Source organism: Microbacterium sp. USHLN272, from assembly GCF_037149655.1.
In the GTDB taxonomy this organism is placed as follows: Bacteria; Actinomycetota; Actinomycetes; order Actinomycetales; family Microbacteriaceae; genus Microbacterium; species Microbacterium galbinum.
The window spans coordinates 294,193-309,157 of sequence record NZ_JBBCRA010000001.1; the positions used below are offsets into that span (position 1 = coordinate 294,193).

Genomic DNA, 14,965 nt, shown 5'->3' on the forward strand with positions numbered 1-14,965 from the left:
CGCCCGGGCGGGGGACACTCCGCCCGGGCGCCTTCCCCTAAGACCTGCGACACGCCCCGAGGGAAGGCATCCGAGGATGAAACTGGACGGATTGGTCTCCGGACTGAAGACCGGCGAGCTCATCGACGCGCTCATGGACGTGTCGGCGATCCCGAAGAAGCTGATCACCACCAAGATCACCGACCGCACCTCGATCATCACGAACCTGCAGTCATTGAACACCTCGCTGCAGGCGCTGGTCGAGAAGGCCAAGACCGCGGCGTCCGCCACCTCGCTGGCCGCCTTCACCGCCACGTCGTCGTCCGAGAGCGTCACCGTGAACGCGGGGCCGAAGGCGAGCGCCTTCTCGACGAGCATCGTCGTCGACGCCGTCGCCACCGCGCACTCGGTCGTCACCGCGGCCGGGGGCGCGAGCTCCTGGGGAGGAGCGTTCACGCTGGTGGCCGCCGACGGGACCCGCACCGAGATCGCGCCCGCCGGTGCATCGCCCCACGATCTCGCCAAAGCCATCAACGCCGCGAAGGCGGGGGTAACGGCGACCGTCGTGCCCGCCGGGACGGATGCCGACGGCGCCCCGCTCTCGCGCATCCAACTGAACGCCGCAGAGACCGGTGCCGAGAACACCTTCACGCTGCACCGCGGCAACGGCGACGATCTCGACGCGGGCACCGCGATCGACCTCGGCACGGAGCCGGGAGCCGCCGTGCTGACGGCCGGTGCCGACGCCCGCATCCGCCTCTTCGCGGGGACCTCGGCCGAGCAGGTGCTGACGAGCGCGAGCAACACGATCACCGTCGGCGACGACGTCACCGTCACGGTCACGAAGCCCAGCGCCGACCCGGTCACGGTCACCGTCGCCCTCGATGCGAAGGCGCAGACGGCCACGGCCGAGGCGTTCATCAAGGAGATCGCCGGTCTCCTCACCCGCATCGACAACGGTTCGAAGGCCACGGTCGGCGCGGTGGGGGAGAAGACCACCCTCGGCGTGTTCACCGGCGACAGCACCGTGCGCAACCTCCGCACAGCCCTGGCCAACGCCGTGCAGCATCCGATCGACGGGGTCTCGCCCTCGAGCATCGGCATCTCGATCAACGAAAAGGGCGTGCTGTCGTTCGACGCCGAGAAGTTCGCCCAGGCACTCGCCGACGATCCCGAGAAGACCCAGGAGCTGTTCTCGGGCGTCGCCGGTCGCCTCGAGGGCGTGGCCGACACCTACTCCGACAAGTACGACGGTCTGCTCACGCAGCGCATCACCGGGCAGGAGTCCGAGGTCAAGACCCTCAAGACGCAGGTCGAGCGGTGGGACGTCCGTCTCGAGCAGCGTCGGGCGACCCTGGAGCGCACGTACTCGCAGCTCGAGGTGCAGCTGTCGAAGCTCGAATCCCAGTCGTCGTGGCTCACCGGGCAGCTCGCCGCCCTCACCGCCACCAAGTCCTGATCGCCGAGGAGAGACAAGCGATGCCCCTGACATCCCTGGAACGCGCCAAGCAGCAGTACCTCGAGCAGCAGGTCGCCTCGGCCTCGCCCGAGCGTCTGCTCACCCTGCTGTACGACCGCCTGCTCGTCGACATCGATCGAGCCGGGGCCGCGCAGGATGCCGAGGACTGGGCGGCCGCGGGCACCCACCTCACCCACGCCCAGCAGATCGTCGCCGAGCTGAGCGGGTCGCTCACCGACGCCTGGGACGGCGCGGCCGACCTGCGCGCGGTGTACACCTACGTCAGCGGGCGCCTGATCACCGCGAACATCGGCCGCGATCGGCTGGCCACTGCGGAGTGCCGCGAACTCGTCGCGCCGCTCCGCGAAGCGTGGCACCAGGCCGCAGCGGTGACCTCGGCCGCGGCTCCCGCCCCGGCATCCGCGCTGGGCTGAGCCGCATGACCGACAACCTCGCGTCGTGGCTGGCCGTGCTCGATACGTTCGAGCGGGCGCTCGATGCCGCCGACGACCAGCTCGACCCGACCTTCGAGCGGCCTCCCGGACCCGTGCCCGAAGAGCTGCGCGAACGCGCGGAGGCGGTGCTGGCGCGTCAGCAGATGATGATCCGCGGACTCACCGCCTCGCGGGCGAACGTGGCGCGTGAACTCGCCGCGCTGCGTCGGGTGCCGACGGGGTCGCCCGACGCTCCCGCGTACCTCGACGTCGAAGGATGAGCGGCGGCGGTTACGCCGGCACCGCACTGTCGCGATAGTCGGCCACGAGCACGGATCGCTCGACGCAGGCCACGGATCGGCTTCTCCACCACACATCCGGGGTGCCGCCGTGCTCGAATCCGTAACATCCTCCGCGCTGATCAGCGCGCTCGACGGTCTGGCCCTGCGCCAGCGTTCCATCGCCGAGAACATCGCGAACGTCAACACGCCCGGCTACCAGGCGAAGCGGGTGCAGTTCGAGGACGAGCTGCGTCGCGCGGTCGACGGCGGATCGGGGTCGGTCGCCGCGACCGTCGAGCGCTCGCTCGAGCCCACCCGCCTGAACGGCAACAATGTGAACCTCGACACCGAGACGCTGTCGAACATCGACACCGTGCTCCGGTTCCAGTTCGCCAGCCAGGCGATCGGCGGCCAGGCGGCCTCGATCACCAAGGCGATCGGCCAGGCATCCGCATGACCTTCGACGCGATCGGCATCGCCGGCACCGGACTGAACGTGCACCGCAAGTGGCTCGACGCGCTCAGCGACAACATCGCGAACGTCAACACCGCCACACCGGCCGGTGAAGAGGCGTTCCGGGAGAAGTTCGTCACGGTGCAGGCGGGTACCGAGAGCCCGGGCGTCTTCGTCGCCGGGGTCGTCGAATCGGAGGCCGAGGCGAAGCTCGTCTACGACCCCGAGCATCCGTATGCGAACGAGGACGGGTACGTCCAGTACCCGAACGTCGAACTCGGCGACCAGATGAGCATGCTGATCCTCGCCCAGCGCGGCTACGAGGCGAACGCCGCCGTCGTCGACCGCGCCAAGACCACCTACGAGGCCGCCCTGCAGATCGGACGCAACTGATGTCGACCCCCATCGACGCGATCTCCGCCGCCGGCGTCAGTCCGATGTCGGCCCTCAGCTTCGAATCCGGTGCCGACGGCACCGGATCGTCCGCCTCGGCGGGCGCCTTCGCGACCTCGATGTCCGGCGCGATCGAGAACCTGCAGCAGTTGCAGTCGACCTCGAACGAGCTCGCCGTGCAGGCCGTCACCGGTGACCTGCAGGACATCCACCAGGCCATGATCGCCTCCGCCCGCGCCGGCGTGACGCTCGACCTCGTGGTCGCGATCCGTGACCGCAGCGTCTCGGCGTTCAACGAGATCATGCGGATGCAGGCCTGATCATGCCGAAGGTGATCACGAACTCCTTCGAACGCGTGAAGCTGATCGTCTCGGGCTTCAGCATCGCTCAGCGCACGATCGCGATCATCGGCGTCGCGCTGCTGGTGATGGGGGCCGTCGCACTCGGGGCCTGGCTCACCAAGCCGCAGATGAGCCCGCTCTTCACCGGACTCAGCGCCGGCGACGCCTCGGCGGTCGTCGACCAGCTCAAGTCGGCGGGGGTCGGCTACGAGCTCGCCGAGGGCGGCGCCACGATCCTCGTGCCCGACGACCAGGTCTACGCGCAGCGGCTGGCGGCAGCATCCGCCGGGCTCCCCGGTGACACGAGCGAGGGATACACCCTGCTCGACAAGATGGGCGTCACCGCGAGCGAGTTCCAGCAGTCGGTCACCTACAAGCGCGCGATCGAGGGCGAGCTCGCGAGCACGATCGGCGCGATGGACGGCATCAGCACGGCGTCGGTGCAGCTGGCCATCCCCGAGGAGAGCGTGTTCGTCTCGGAGCAGCAGACCCCCACCGCATCGGTGTTCGTGAAGACCCGCAACGGGGCGACGCTCAGCGACGAGAAGATCGAGGCGATCATCCACCTCACGAGCGCGTCGGTTCCGGGCATGACGCCGGAGGACGTCGCGGTCACCGACCAGAACGGCACGGTGCTCTCGGCCGTCGGCTCGGGCGTGGCCGGAAACTCGTCGAAGCAGGCGACCGAGCACGAAGCCCGGGTGGCCGCGTCGGTGAACCGGATGCTGGAGACGATCGTCGGACCGGGGAACGCGACCGTGACGGTGTCGGCGGACGTCGCGAACTCGACCTCCGAGCGGATGGACGAGACCTACTCGGCCCCCGAGGGCGACCTGAGCGCCTCGGAGCAGACGAAGACCGAGACCTACACCGGCGGGCAGGGCGGGGGCACCGGTGTGCTCGGCCCCGACAACATCGCGGTGCCCAACGGTGCGGACGGCGACGGCGCGTACGAGTTCGAGGAGACCTCGCGCAACAACGCCGTCAACAAGTCGACCGAGAAGACGATCACCCCCGCCGGCGAGGTGACCCGGCAGACCGTGAGCATCGCGCTCAACCGCGGCACCGTGACGGGCGTGACCGCGGCGCAGATCGAGACCCTCGTCGCCTCGGCCGCCGGCATCGATGTCGAGCGCGGCGACACGATCGCCGTCGAGTTCGTGGAGTTCGCCGGCGCCGGCGCGAACGCCGCGCAGACCGCACTGGCGGCGGCCGAGGCCGAGCAGGCCGCGCAGTTCCAGCAGGAGCTCGTGCGGTCGGCGATCATCGGCGGCTCGATCCTGCTCGCCGTGATCATCCTCGTCGTCTTCCTGTCGATCCGCCTGCGCATGAAGCGCCGCATCGCCTACACCGACGAGGGCCCGATCGAGTACCTCGCGACCCTGACCGAGAGCGAGGAGCAGAAGCTCAAGTCGCTCAAGGGTCTGCAGGACCGCGAAGCCCTGACGGCACCGCTGCTGCCGCAGGTCTCACCGACCCTCCTCGACGTCGAGGAGGAGCCCGAGCGGGAGCAGATCCTCGTCGAGCGTCGTCGCCGTGAGATCGACGACATCGCCCGCCGCGAACCCCAAGCCACCGCTACCGCGCTGGCGAGCCTGATGGACGAGTCGACCGTATGAGCATGCAGATCGAATCCCCGGATGCCCCGACCGAGCAGATCACGGAGGCCGTCGTCGCCGCGTCCGGTCAGGCGATCGCTCCGATGAGCGGACTGCGGCAGGCGGCCATCGTGCTCCTGAACATGGACCGCGAGGCGAGCGCCGAGGTGCTCCGTCTTCTCGGCGAGGACCGGTCGGAGCTGCTCGCCGCGGAGCTCACGCAGCTCGGCGGCGTCGACCTCGCCGCCACGGCCCGCGCTCTCGCCGCCTTCACCCGCATCGCGACGGGCGGATCGGTGCCCTCGCGCGGCGGGCAGGAGCTCGCGACCGGACTGCTGGAGACCGCCTTCGGCCGGGAGAAGGCGGTCGGGATGGTCGGCAGGGTGATGTCGCAGGGCGCGGTGTCGTTCGACTTCCTGAACGCGGCCGATCCCGCCCAGCTCGCCACGATCCTCGAGGGAGAGCTGCCGACCACGGTCGCGGTCGTGCTCGCGAACCTGCGGGCGGATCGTGCCGCCGCCGTGCTCGCCGCCCTGCAGGATCCGCTGCGCACCGACGTCGCGCAGGCGATCGCCACGATGGGCACCGCCACGCAGGAGGCCATCTCGATCGTCGCCGACTCCCTGCGCACGCGCACCGGGGTCTTCGCGATGCGCGACAATCACGAGTCCATCGGCGGCGTGCAGCCCCTGGTCGAGATCATCAGCCGCTCCGACACCGCGCTCGAGAAGTCGCTGCTGGCGAGCCTCGAGGGACGCGACCTCGCCCTGGCCGAGGACATCCGCAGCCGCATGGTGACGTTCGCCGACTTCACGCGTCTCGAGGACCGGGATGCGCAGCGCGTGCTGCGCGGGATCGATCTGCGGGTCCTGGCTCTCGCTCTCAAGGGGGCGGACGAGCAGATCGCTCTCAAGGTCACGAGCAACATGACCGAGCGGAACAAGGAGAACCTCGCCGAGGAAGCACGGGTGCTCGGATCGGTGCGCGTGCGTCAGGTCGACGAGGCGCGGGCCGAGGTCGTGCGCATCATCCGCGAGCTCGAGGCGGCGGAGGAGATCACGATCTCCCGCGAGGACGAGGACGAGCTGATCGAATGACGCTCTCCGACACCGCCTTCACCCCGCTCGTCGTGCCGCGCGTGGGGGAGACCCCGACCGACGTGCGCGACGAGGCCGCTCGGGCGCGCACGCGCGGCTATGCGGAAGGGTTCGCGGAGGGGCGCCGGATCGCGCTCGACGAGGCGCGGGCGCAGCGGGCCGCCGAGGCCGAGCGGCTCCAACAGGAGCGCGATGCGCAGGCGGTGCGGTACGAGAGCGCCCTGACCGCACTCGACGATGCGCGATCGGCGGTGGCGGATCGCGTCCGGACGACCAGCGCTCTCTCGGCGGACCGAATCGAGGAGCTCGCGGTGGAGCTCGCGGCCGCGATCCTCGGCGCGGAGCTGTCGGACCCGGCGCGCTCGGCCGCGCACGCGCTCCGCAGGGCCCTCGCCGAGATGCCCGTGGACCGGTGGACGCGCGTCGCCGTGCATCCACGGGACGGCGAGATCCTGCGCGCGGATGCGGATGCCGTGGCCGCGTTGCACGGCGTCGAGATGATCGACGATGCATCCGTCTCGCCCGGCGGCGCCATCGTGCAGATCGCCGATGGCGCGGTCGACGTGCGCGTCGCGGAGGCACTGCGTCGGGCGAGCGCTGCACTGAGCGGCGAAGACCGCGATGACGATGGCGATCGCGAGGCTCTCGCATGACTGCGCGCACGGTGTCGTGGGAGCGCGTGCTCCACGCCGCGCGCCCCGAGCGATCGGGCACGGTGAAGTCCGTGCTCGGTCTCGGAGCGGAGGTCGTGGGCATCGATGCCGCGGTCGGCGACCGCGTGCGGATCGACGTGGCGGACGGACGCCGCGTGGATGCCGAGGTCGTCGCGGTCGATGGCGGATCGGCGCGGTGCATGCCGCTCGGACCGCTGGACGGGATCACCGCGCGGGCCCGCGTGCTGCACACCGGCGAGCGCCTGCGCGTGCCGACCGGTCGCTCACTGCTCGGGCGGGTGCTCGACGGTCTCGGCCGCCCGATCGACGGGAAGGGGCCGCTCGGCCGCGACACCGCGTTCGTCCCGCTGGATCACGAGGCTCCGAGCATCCTGAACCGTCAGCGGATCGACCGCCAACTCGGACTGGGCGTCCGCGTGCTCGACACGCTGACCCCGGTCGGCACGGGACAGCGCCTCGGTCTGTTCGCAGGATCGGGGGTGGGCAAGTCATCGCTGATGTCGATGATCGCCCGCGGCTCGACGGCCGACGTCACCGTGATCGCTCTGGTGGGTGAGCGCGGTCGAGAGGTGCGTGAGTTCCTCGAGGACGACCTCGGGCCCGAGGGCCTGGCGCGCTCGGTGGTGGTCGTCGCGACCTCCGACCAGCCGGCGATGGTGCGCATGCGCTCGGCGTTCGTCGCCACGCGCATCGCCGAAGGCTTCCGGGCGGAGGGGAACGACGTCGTGCTCATGATGGACTCCCTCACGCGTGTCGCGATGGCTCAGCGTGAGATCGGGCTGAGCGCAGGCGAGCCACCGGCGACCCGCGGGTATCCACCGTCGACCTTCTCCGTTCTCGCCCGCCTGCTCGAACGTGCCGGCACGGGGCCGGTCGGATCCGTCACCGGCCTGTACACCGTGCTCGTCGACGGGGACGACCACAACGAGCCGATCGCCGACGCGGCCCGCGGCATCCTCGATGGGCACGTCGTGCTCGACCGCGCCCTCGCAGTGCGCGGCCACTTCCCGGCCGTCGATGCGCTGGGGTCGATCTCGCGCGTCGTCTCGAAGATCACGACCTCCGAGCAGCGAGCGCATGCGGTGGCGCTGCGCAGCGTGCTCGCCGCGCGTCGCAGCGCGAACGACCTCATCGACATCGGTGCGTACCGGCCAGGGGCGAATCCACTGGTCGATGCCGCCCTCGCGAACGAGCAGGCCATCGCCGCGTTCCTGACGCAGCGCATGGACGATCTGACCACAACCGAGGATTCCTGGCGGCTCCTCGCCGCCCTCACCACCGAGTTCGGAGGACTGACGCCATGACGTTCCCCCTCGCCGGCCTCCTGCGCGTGCGCGATGCGCAGGAGCGCGTCGCCGCGGAGCAGTTGTCCCGCACATCATCCGCGCGGCTGCAGGCCGAGACCGCCGAACAGGGAGCGGTCGTGAGTCTCGCCGAGATCAGCGCACAGGTCGACGACGCGCCGACCCTGCTCGCGATGGCCGCGGCTCGCGCCGCCGGACGCAGTGCCCTGAGCGACGTGCAGGCGCTCACCGAGATGCGCCGTGCCGAGGAGGCGGAGGCGAAGGCGGCCCACGTCGAGGCCCGCCGCGAGCTCCGTGGCCTCGAACGCCTCGAGGACGCCCACCGGGTCGAGAGCGCCCGGATCGCGCAGCACGCGGAGCAGACGGCTCTCGACGAGATCGCCGTCGTGCGCAGCCGGCGCGAGGAGCGCACCGCATGAGGGCGGGGATCGCCGCAGGGACGGCGTCGTCCGACCCGTTCGCCGCGCTCGTCGCCGGGGGCGCGGCCCCGACCGGACGCGGGACGCCCGCGGAGACGAGGTCGTTCGGGGCCGCGCTGGAACTCGCGGAACGGATGCTCGACGCCCCGACCGGCACGGACGGATCGGAGCGCCTCGCGCCGACCGTGACGACGGAGCTCGCGGCCGCTCCGAGTGCCGGAGAGCACGCCACGGATGCGACGGAGTCGGCGCCGGGCGAGACATCGGTGAGTGCGGTCCCCGTCGACGCCGTCTCGATGATCAGCGCGATGGCCACGGCTCCCGCTCCGACGCCGGCCCCGACCGCGGTTCCCGCCGATGCGCCGACGGCCACGACGTTCGCCGCCGACGATGGATCGACGCCCGGAACGACGGAGACCGCTTCCGCCTCCCGCTCCGACGCGACGGCCGACGACGGGATCGATTCCACGCTCTTCGCGCCGCCGACGTCGGCGACCGGGGGAGAGGATGCCGATGCCCCGCTCGACCGCGCCGCAGCTCCCGCTCGCGCGTCCGCGGCGCCGGACCCCACCGGTTCCGTGCCGTCGACGGGCCCGTCGTCCGCCGCTGGGCCGGTGAACGGTGTCCCGCCGGTCATGGCTGCACCGACGACCCTCGCCCCCGCGCCTGCCGCGACGCGGGTGGAGGCATCCGCTCTTCCCGCCGCTGCGCCGTCCGCACCATCGTCGACCGGGGCATCCGGGGTCACGACTGCTGCCGCACCTGCGCCCAGCACCGTTGCAGACCCCTCGGATCGGCCCGCCGGCCCCGCGGCCGCGACGCCGTCCGCCCCGGTCGTCGCACCCGCGGCGACCGCGTCGGCACCCGCCGTCGCGGTCGCCTCGCCGCCGGAGCCCCCGGCATCCGCCCGATCCGTCGCCACCCAGGTGTCCCCGGTCGTCGTCAACATCGCCCAGCGCCCGGCCGGCAGCCACCAACTCACGATGACGGTGAGTCCCGACACCCTCGGCCCCGTGACCGTGCGGGCGCACATCGGCCAGAACGGGGACGTGCGCGTCGAGCTCGTCGGAGCGACCGACGCCGGGCGCGAAGCGCTGCGTGCGATCGTCTCCGATCTGCGTCGCGACCTCGCCGCCGTCCTGCCCCACGCGAGCCTCTCGCTGACCTCCTCATCCGCATCGTCGACGGATGCCGGAGGTTCCGATCGGTTCGCACAGCCCGGAACCGATCCCGGCGCCGGGGGACAGGCGGGCGACAGGCGCGGCAGTGGCCCCGTGGTCGCCCCGGGTCTTCGTGTCGATGCGCCCGATCGACGTTCCGTCCCGACTTCCGCCCTCGCCGTCGCCGGCGCGGGTCTCGACACCTTCGCCTGAGAGGACACCCCGTGACCGTCGACGCCGTGAGCGCACCCACCGCGATCCACACCGGAAGCACCACCGATCCCGCCGCCCGAAAGCAGGTGCTCGACGGCGAGGTCTTCCTCAAGCTGCTCGTCACCCAGCTCACCCACCAGGACCCCTCGAGTCCGATGGACACCAACGAGATGATCTCGCAGACCACGCAGCTCGCCATGATGGAGCAGCTCACGGCCCTCGCCGACAACGGCGCCGAGGCCTTCGCACTCGACATGCGCCAGGCCGCCGCCGCCCTCATCGGGCAGGAGGCGAGCTACGAGGACGCCGACGGCAAGGCCGTCACCGGCATCGTCACGAAGGTCTCGTTCGACGGCCCCGTGCCGCAGGTGACGATCGGCGACAAGACCATCGCACTCGACGCCATCACGGGCGTCGCCACCCCGACCGCACCGACCACCTGACACACAGGAAGAGAGAACACCATGCTCCGCTCGCTCTACTCCGGCATCTCCGGACTCCGCTCGCACCAGACCATGCTCGACGTGACCGGAAACAACATCGCCAACGTCAACACCGCGGGCTTCAAGGGCTCGTCCGTGGTCTTCCAGGACTCCCTCTCGCAGCTCATCGGCAACGCCGGCATCCCCGACGACCAGGTGGGCGGGCGCAACCCCGCCCAGGTCGGTCTCGGCGTGCAGGTCGCGGGCGTGCGCACCAACTTCGCCCAGGGTTCCGCACAGGCCACCGGACGCGGCGGCGACCTCATGATCTCGGGCGACGGCTTCTTCGCCGTGCGCGCGGGCGGCGAGACGCTGTACACCCGTGCGGGAGGATTCTCGTTCGACCCGACCGGCAAGATGGTCACCGCCGACGGGGCGATCGTGCAGGGCTGGTCGGCGCAGAACGGCGTCGTCAACACCGGCCAGGCCGTCGGCAACATCGTGCTGCCCCTCGATGCCGTCTCGCCCGCTCGGGCCACGACCGGAGCGACGGTCACCGGGAACCTGCCCTCGACCGCCGCCGCCGGTGACGAGGTCGTGCGCGACGTCACGGTCTTCGACGCCCAGGGCACGCCGACCACGCTGAGCCTCACGTTCACGCGCACGGCCGCGGGCTGGGACGTCTCCGAGCCCGTGAGTGGCGCGACGGGTGCCCTCGCGTTCACGGACGGCAAGCAGACGGGCCCGGGGCTCACCCTCACCGCGGGCGCCGTGACCGTCGACCTCACCGCGGTCACCGGGTACGCGAGCCTGTCGACGGTCGCCGTCACCGATCAGAACGGTGCAGCGGCCGGCACGCTCAAGTCGTACAGCATCACGGGCGACGGATCGATCGTCGGCACGTTCAGCAACGGCGCGACCCAGACCCTCGGCAAGATCGCGATGGCGACGTTCGCCAATCCCGAAGGGCTCGAGAAGGCCGGCGGTTCGTCGTACCGCCTCTCGGTCAACTCGGGCCTCGCGCAGATCGGCGAGGCGGGCCAGGCCGGATTCGGCAGCCTCGTCTCCGGTGCGCTCGAGATGAGCAATGTGGATCTCTCGCAGGAGTTCACGAACCTGATCGTCGCGCAGCGCGGCTTCCAGGCGAACGCCCGCATCATCACCACGAGCGACGAGGTGCTGCAGGAGCTCACCCAGCTCAAGCGCTGATCCCGCATCGCACGTGGCCCGCCCTGGTTACCCGGGGCGGGCCACGTCGCGATAGTCGGGGCTGAACCGCCTCTCACCCGACGCCCCTCGCCCGGAGACTCCTCGATGATCATCGTCACCCGCCTCGACCGCACACGGTTCGCGGTGAACCCCGATCTCATCGAGCGCGTGTACTCGTCGCCCGACACGACCCTGCACATGATCGACGGCGGGGTGTACGTGGTCGAGGAGAGCCTCGACACGGTCGTCGAGCTGATCGTCGCCTATCGTGCCCGCGTGCTCGACGCCGCCCAGGCGCTCGGCCGGAAGTCGGGGGACTGACGGTGGATCCCGCATTCCTCATCGGCGTCGTCCTCGCGTTCGGCGCTCTCGTCGCGATGATCACCATGGAGGGCGCGAGCTTCGAGGCGCTGCTCATCCCGGCACCGATGATCCTCGTGCTGGGCTCGACGATCGGCGTGGGCATCGCCAGCCACACGCTGCGCGACACGCGCCTGGCCGTGCAGAGCCTGGGCCGGATGGTGCGCGGGCCCCGCTCGACGCCCGAAGCCGTGATCCCGTTCCTCGTCGGCTACGCCGAGAAGGCCCGCGGCGACGGCCTGCTGGCCCTCGAGCAGGAGCTCGATTCGGCTCCCGACCAGTTCACCCGGCAGGCGCTCCAGGCACTCGCCGACGGGACGGATGCCGACGACCTGCGCCTCATGATGGACGACGAGATCACGGCCGCCTCGTCGCGGACGCGGATCGCCGCGAAGTTCTTCTCGTCGCTCGGCGGCTACGCGCCCACGATCGGCATCGTCGGCACGGTGGTGTCGCTGACCCACGTGCTCGAGAAGCTCGACGAGCCCGATCACCTGGGTCCGATGATCGCGGCGGCGTTCGTCGCGACGCTGTGGGGGCTCCTCTCGGCCAACTTCATCTGGAACCCGATCGCCGGGCGCCTGAACCGCATCGGGGCCGTCGAGCTCGAGCGCATGATGATCGTCAGCGAGGGGATGCTCGCCATCCAGGCGGGCAGCGCGCCGCATCTGCTGCAGGAGCGCCTCGAGGCGCTGTCGACCGTCAAGCCGAAGCGACGGGCTCCGAAGGCGACGAAGGGCGCGGAGGCGCAGGGCTCGGAGGAGGGCCTGTGAGCACGGCCCGCCGCGCGGGCGGGCGCGGCCACGAGGACGAATCGCACGACGAGCCGGACGAGCGCTGGGCCGTGTCCTACGCCGACATGGTCACGGTGCTGATGTGCCTGTTCATCGTGCTGTTCGCCGTCTCGAACGTCGACAAGACCAAGTTCGAGCTGCTGGCGAACAGCCTCGCGACCGGCTTCGGGCAGGAGGAGACGACCACCGGCGGTGCCGACATCTCCGAGGGGCTGGTGATCCCGCCGGAGATGCTCGACGAGGAGGGCGAGCCCGACCTCACCCAGCGCGCTGCGGCGGAGTACGAGTCGCTCGAGGAGCTGCGGGAGCGCATGCGGGCATCGCTCGCCGCCCAGGGGCTGCAGGACACGGTCGAGTTCGTGATCGACGACCGGGGGCTCAAGGTCGGTCTGGTCGGCGCGGAGACGTTCTTCGGCGACAACAGCACGGATCTCTCGGCCAAGGCCGACGCCGTGCTCGACGCGATCGGCGACGTGCTGACGACCGTCGACAATCAGGTGAGCGTCGAGGGGCATGCCGATCGGCGTCTCTCGGCCGCGCCCTTCCCGACGAACTGGGAGCTGTCGGGAGGTCGCGCCACGCAGGTGGCGCGCTTCCTGGTCGAGCACGAACTCGTCGGCGGTGCGCGGGTGAAGGCGACCGCGTTCTCCGACACGCGTCCGCTCGTCGAGGGCGACAGCCCGGAGGCGCTCGCGAGCAACCGACGGGTCGACATCGTCGTCGAGTCCACCGAGGAAGACCAGGTGCGGGCGCTGCTCCCCGCACTCGCCGACGCGGCCGGGAAGGGCTGAGACGTGTCCACCATCTCCGAGGAGACCGCCATGACCGCGCACGCCGTGCCGGACGACCCCGCCGGGCGCTATCCGGCGTACGACTTCGGTCGCCCCGCGCAGCTCGGGCGCGACAGCATCCGCCGGCTGGAGGCGTCGTTCGAGTCCTTCGCCCGCCTGTGGTCGTCGCAGCTGACCGCGAAGATCCGCGTGCGCACGCACCTCACCCTCGACGACGTCGAACTCGTGTCGTACGAGGAGTACGCGCAGACGTTGCCGAGCACCACGGCCATGGTCGCCGGCGCCTTCGCCGATCGCGACGAGCCGTGCGTCGTGCAGTTCGGGCTCGACAGCGCACTGCTCTGGGTCGTGCAGATGATGGGAGGGCGCAGCACCTCCCTCCCGGATGCCCGCACGTTCACGCCGATCGAGCTCGCCCTGGTGCGCAACCTCATGGAGGGCACGTTCGAGCACCTGTCCGCGAGCCTCGGTCCGCTGCTCCCCGGCGAGCCCGTCTTCGGCGGTGTGCACTACAACCCGCAGTACCTCCAGGTCATCTCGGCGTCGGCCGCCGTGATCGTCGCCCGATACACGATGCGCCTGGGCGACACACGCACGGTCGCCTCGATCATGCTGCCGGCCTCCGCGGTCGTCGACCATCTCGCCGAGGCGGGGGCGGATGCCGCGGCGACGCGCGGCGCGGGTCATACGCGCGACCAGGTGCACAGCACTCCGCTCGAGATCACGCTGCGTCTCGCTCCGATCACGATCGGAGCGGGGGAGGTGCTCGACCTCGCCCCGGGCGATCTGCTGCGCCTGCCCCACCCCGAGACGATGCCCTACGAACTGATGGCGGGCGACACGGCAATCGCGCGCGCGACGCCCGGCAGCCGCGGATCGCGCCTCGCCTGCACGATCACGACCACCCACGAGGAGAACCACTGATGAGCACCTTCCACGAGACCGCCATCGCCGCGGCGATCGCCGGCAAGCTGCCGTTCGGCTTCCCCGTCATCCCGACGCCGTCGACCGACCCCGGCGCGGTGGGAGAGGCGATCGCCGTGACCTTCACCGGCACACCGGGGGCACGGCTCGCCATCCAGGTCATCGATCCCGCGCAGCTGGAGGACGGATCGAAGAAGGCCGATCTCGCCGACCGGCTGCATCCGATCTTCGAGGCGGCGTCGATCGTGCTCGGGCCCGGGGCTCTCGGCTCCGGGGAGACCGTCGCGGCGACCGAGGTGTTCGCCGCTCCGGGTACGCAGGTGTTCGACCTGGTCGATTCGACCGGTGCGATCGCCGCGCGCGCCTCGGTGCGCATCGACGGCGACCGTACGGGCTCGGGCTCCGCGGGGCCGCAGCGCATCAATCGCATCGCCGGCGTCGAGATGGAGCTCGTGGTCGAGATCGGCCGCACGCGGATGCCGGTGCGCGACGTCCTCGCGCTCGAGCCGGGCAACGTGGTCGAGCTCGACCGTGCTGCGGGTTCTCCCGCCGACATCAAGCTCAACGGGCGTCTGATCGGTCATGGCACCGTGGTCGTGGCCGACGGCGACTTCGCGATCCGCGTCGAACGCATCCTCGACGGCGCCGAGAGCGTCTGAA

Annotated in this window: 19 protein-coding genes; all 19 read left to right on the top strand. The window is 71.0% G+C overall.

Translation table 11 applies throughout. The features are described 5' to 3' along the window. The first annotated feature begins 76 nt into the window (after positions 1 to 76). The 19 genes from fliD to WFJ97_RS01545 all read left to right on the top strand — a co-directional run bounded on the left by fliD (position 77) and on the right by WFJ97_RS01545 (position 14,964). Positions 77 to 1,438 (top strand): flagellar filament capping protein FliD, encoded by a 1,362-nt coding sequence (fliD, locus tag WFJ97_RS01455; protein ID WP_336640237.1) that lies wholly within the window; start codon positions 77 to 79, stop codon positions 1,436 to 1,438. A gap of 20 nt (positions 1,439 to 1,458) precedes the next feature. Then, complete coding sequence (fliS, locus tag WFJ97_RS01460) at positions 1,459 to 1,872, top strand: flagellar export chaperone FliS (protein WP_336640238.1); 414 nt, start codon at positions 1,459 to 1,461, stop codon at positions 1,870 to 1,872. A gap of 5 nt (positions 1,873 to 1,877) precedes the next feature. Beyond that, positions 1,878 to 2,153 (top strand): hypothetical protein, encoded by a 276-nt coding sequence (locus WFJ97_RS01465; RefSeq protein ID WP_336640239.1) that lies wholly within the window; start codon positions 1,878 to 1,880, stop codon positions 2,151 to 2,153. A 109-nt stretch (positions 2,154 to 2,262) separates the two neighbouring features. Beyond that, on the top strand, positions 2,263 to 2,610 hold the full coding sequence (locus WFJ97_RS01470) for a flagellar basal body rod protein FlgB (protein ID WP_247622301.1): 348 nt from the start codon (positions 2,263 to 2,265) through the stop codon (positions 2,608 to 2,610). After that, positions 2,607 to 2,999, top strand: coding sequence for a flagellar basal body rod protein FlgC (locus WFJ97_RS01475; RefSeq protein WP_247622302.1), 393 nt, complete (start codon positions 2,607 to 2,609; stop codon positions 2,997 to 2,999). The genes WFJ97_RS01470 and WFJ97_RS01475 overlap by 4 nt, the downstream gene beginning before the upstream one ends. Further along, positions 2,999 to 3,319 (top strand): flagellar hook-basal body complex protein FliE, encoded by a 321-nt coding sequence (fliE, locus tag WFJ97_RS01480; RefSeq protein WP_404596296.1) that lies wholly within the window; start codon positions 2,999 to 3,001, stop codon positions 3,317 to 3,319. Before WFJ97_RS01475 ends, fliE begins: the two co-directional genes overlap by 1 nt. Positions 3,320 to 3,321: 2 nt before the next feature. Beyond that, positions 3,322 to 4,959, top strand: a complete 1,638-nt coding sequence (fliF, locus tag WFJ97_RS01485) for a flagellar basal-body MS-ring/collar protein FliF (RefSeq protein WP_336640240.1) — start codon at positions 3,322 to 3,324, stop codon at positions 4,957 to 4,959. Further along, positions 4,956 to 6,035, top strand: coding sequence for a flagellar motor switch protein FliG (locus WFJ97_RS01490; protein ID WP_336640241.1), 1,080 nt, complete (start codon positions 4,956 to 4,958; stop codon positions 6,033 to 6,035). Before fliF ends, WFJ97_RS01490 begins: the two co-directional genes overlap by 4 nt. After that, a complete protein-coding gene (locus WFJ97_RS01495) occupies positions 6,032 to 6,688 on the top strand; it encodes a FliH/SctL family protein (RefSeq protein WP_336640242.1) in 657 nt (218 codons plus the stop codon). The genes WFJ97_RS01490 and WFJ97_RS01495 overlap by 4 nt, the downstream gene beginning before the upstream one ends. Next, a complete protein-coding gene (locus WFJ97_RS01500; protein ID WP_336640243.1) occupies positions 6,685 to 8,013 on the top strand; it encodes a FliI/YscN family ATPase in 1,329 nt (442 codons plus the stop codon). The genes WFJ97_RS01495 and WFJ97_RS01500 overlap by 4 nt, the downstream gene beginning before the upstream one ends. Further along, a complete protein-coding gene (locus tag WFJ97_RS01505; protein ID WP_247622307.1) occupies positions 8,010 to 8,432 on the top strand; it encodes a hypothetical protein in 423 nt (140 codons plus the stop codon). The genes WFJ97_RS01500 and WFJ97_RS01505 overlap by 4 nt, the downstream gene beginning before the upstream one ends. Then, positions 8,429 to 9,805: a flagellar hook-length control protein FliK gene (locus WFJ97_RS01510; RefSeq protein WP_336640244.1), complete on the top strand. Its 1,377-nt coding sequence runs from the start codon at positions 8,429 to 8,431 to the stop codon at positions 9,803 to 9,805. Before WFJ97_RS01505 ends, WFJ97_RS01510 begins: the two co-directional genes overlap by 4 nt. Positions 9,806 to 9,831: 26 nt before the next feature. Continuing rightward, on the top strand, positions 9,832 to 10,248 hold the full coding sequence (locus WFJ97_RS01515) for a flagellar hook capping FlgD N-terminal domain-containing protein (protein ID WP_336640245.1): 417 nt from the start codon (positions 9,832 to 9,834) through the stop codon (positions 10,246 to 10,248). A gap of 21 nt (positions 10,249 to 10,269) precedes the next feature. After that, positions 10,270 to 11,436, top strand: a complete 1,167-nt coding sequence (locus WFJ97_RS01520; protein ID WP_336640246.1) for a flagellar hook protein FlgE — start codon at positions 10,270 to 10,272, stop codon at positions 11,434 to 11,436. A 105-nt stretch (positions 11,437 to 11,541) separates the two neighbouring features. After that, positions 11,542 to 11,757, top strand: a complete 216-nt coding sequence (locus WFJ97_RS01525; RefSeq protein ID WP_247622311.1) for a flagellar FlbD family protein — start codon at positions 11,542 to 11,544, stop codon at positions 11,755 to 11,757. Between the two features lie 2 nt (positions 11,758 to 11,759). Further along, positions 11,760 to 12,569, top strand: a complete 810-nt coding sequence (locus tag WFJ97_RS01530) for a motility protein A (protein WP_247632097.1) — start codon at positions 11,760 to 11,762, stop codon at positions 12,567 to 12,569. Then, entirely contained in the window at positions 12,566 to 13,381 is an 816-nt protein-coding gene (locus WFJ97_RS01535) for an OmpA/MotB family protein (protein WP_247622313.1), read from the top strand. Before WFJ97_RS01530 ends, WFJ97_RS01535 begins: the two co-directional genes overlap by 4 nt. A 3-nt stretch (positions 13,382 to 13,384) precedes the next feature. Next, positions 13,385 to 14,305 (top strand): flagellar motor switch protein FliM, encoded by a 921-nt coding sequence (locus tag WFJ97_RS01540; RefSeq protein ID WP_336640247.1) that lies wholly within the window; start codon positions 13,385 to 13,387, stop codon positions 14,303 to 14,305. Continuing rightward, positions 14,305 to 14,964, top strand: a complete 660-nt coding sequence (locus tag WFJ97_RS01545) for a FliM/FliN family flagellar motor switch protein (protein ID WP_336640248.1) — start codon at positions 14,305 to 14,307, stop codon at positions 14,962 to 14,964. The genes WFJ97_RS01540 and WFJ97_RS01545 overlap by 1 nt, the downstream gene beginning before the upstream one ends. The last annotated feature ends 1 nt before the right edge of the window (position 14,965 follow it).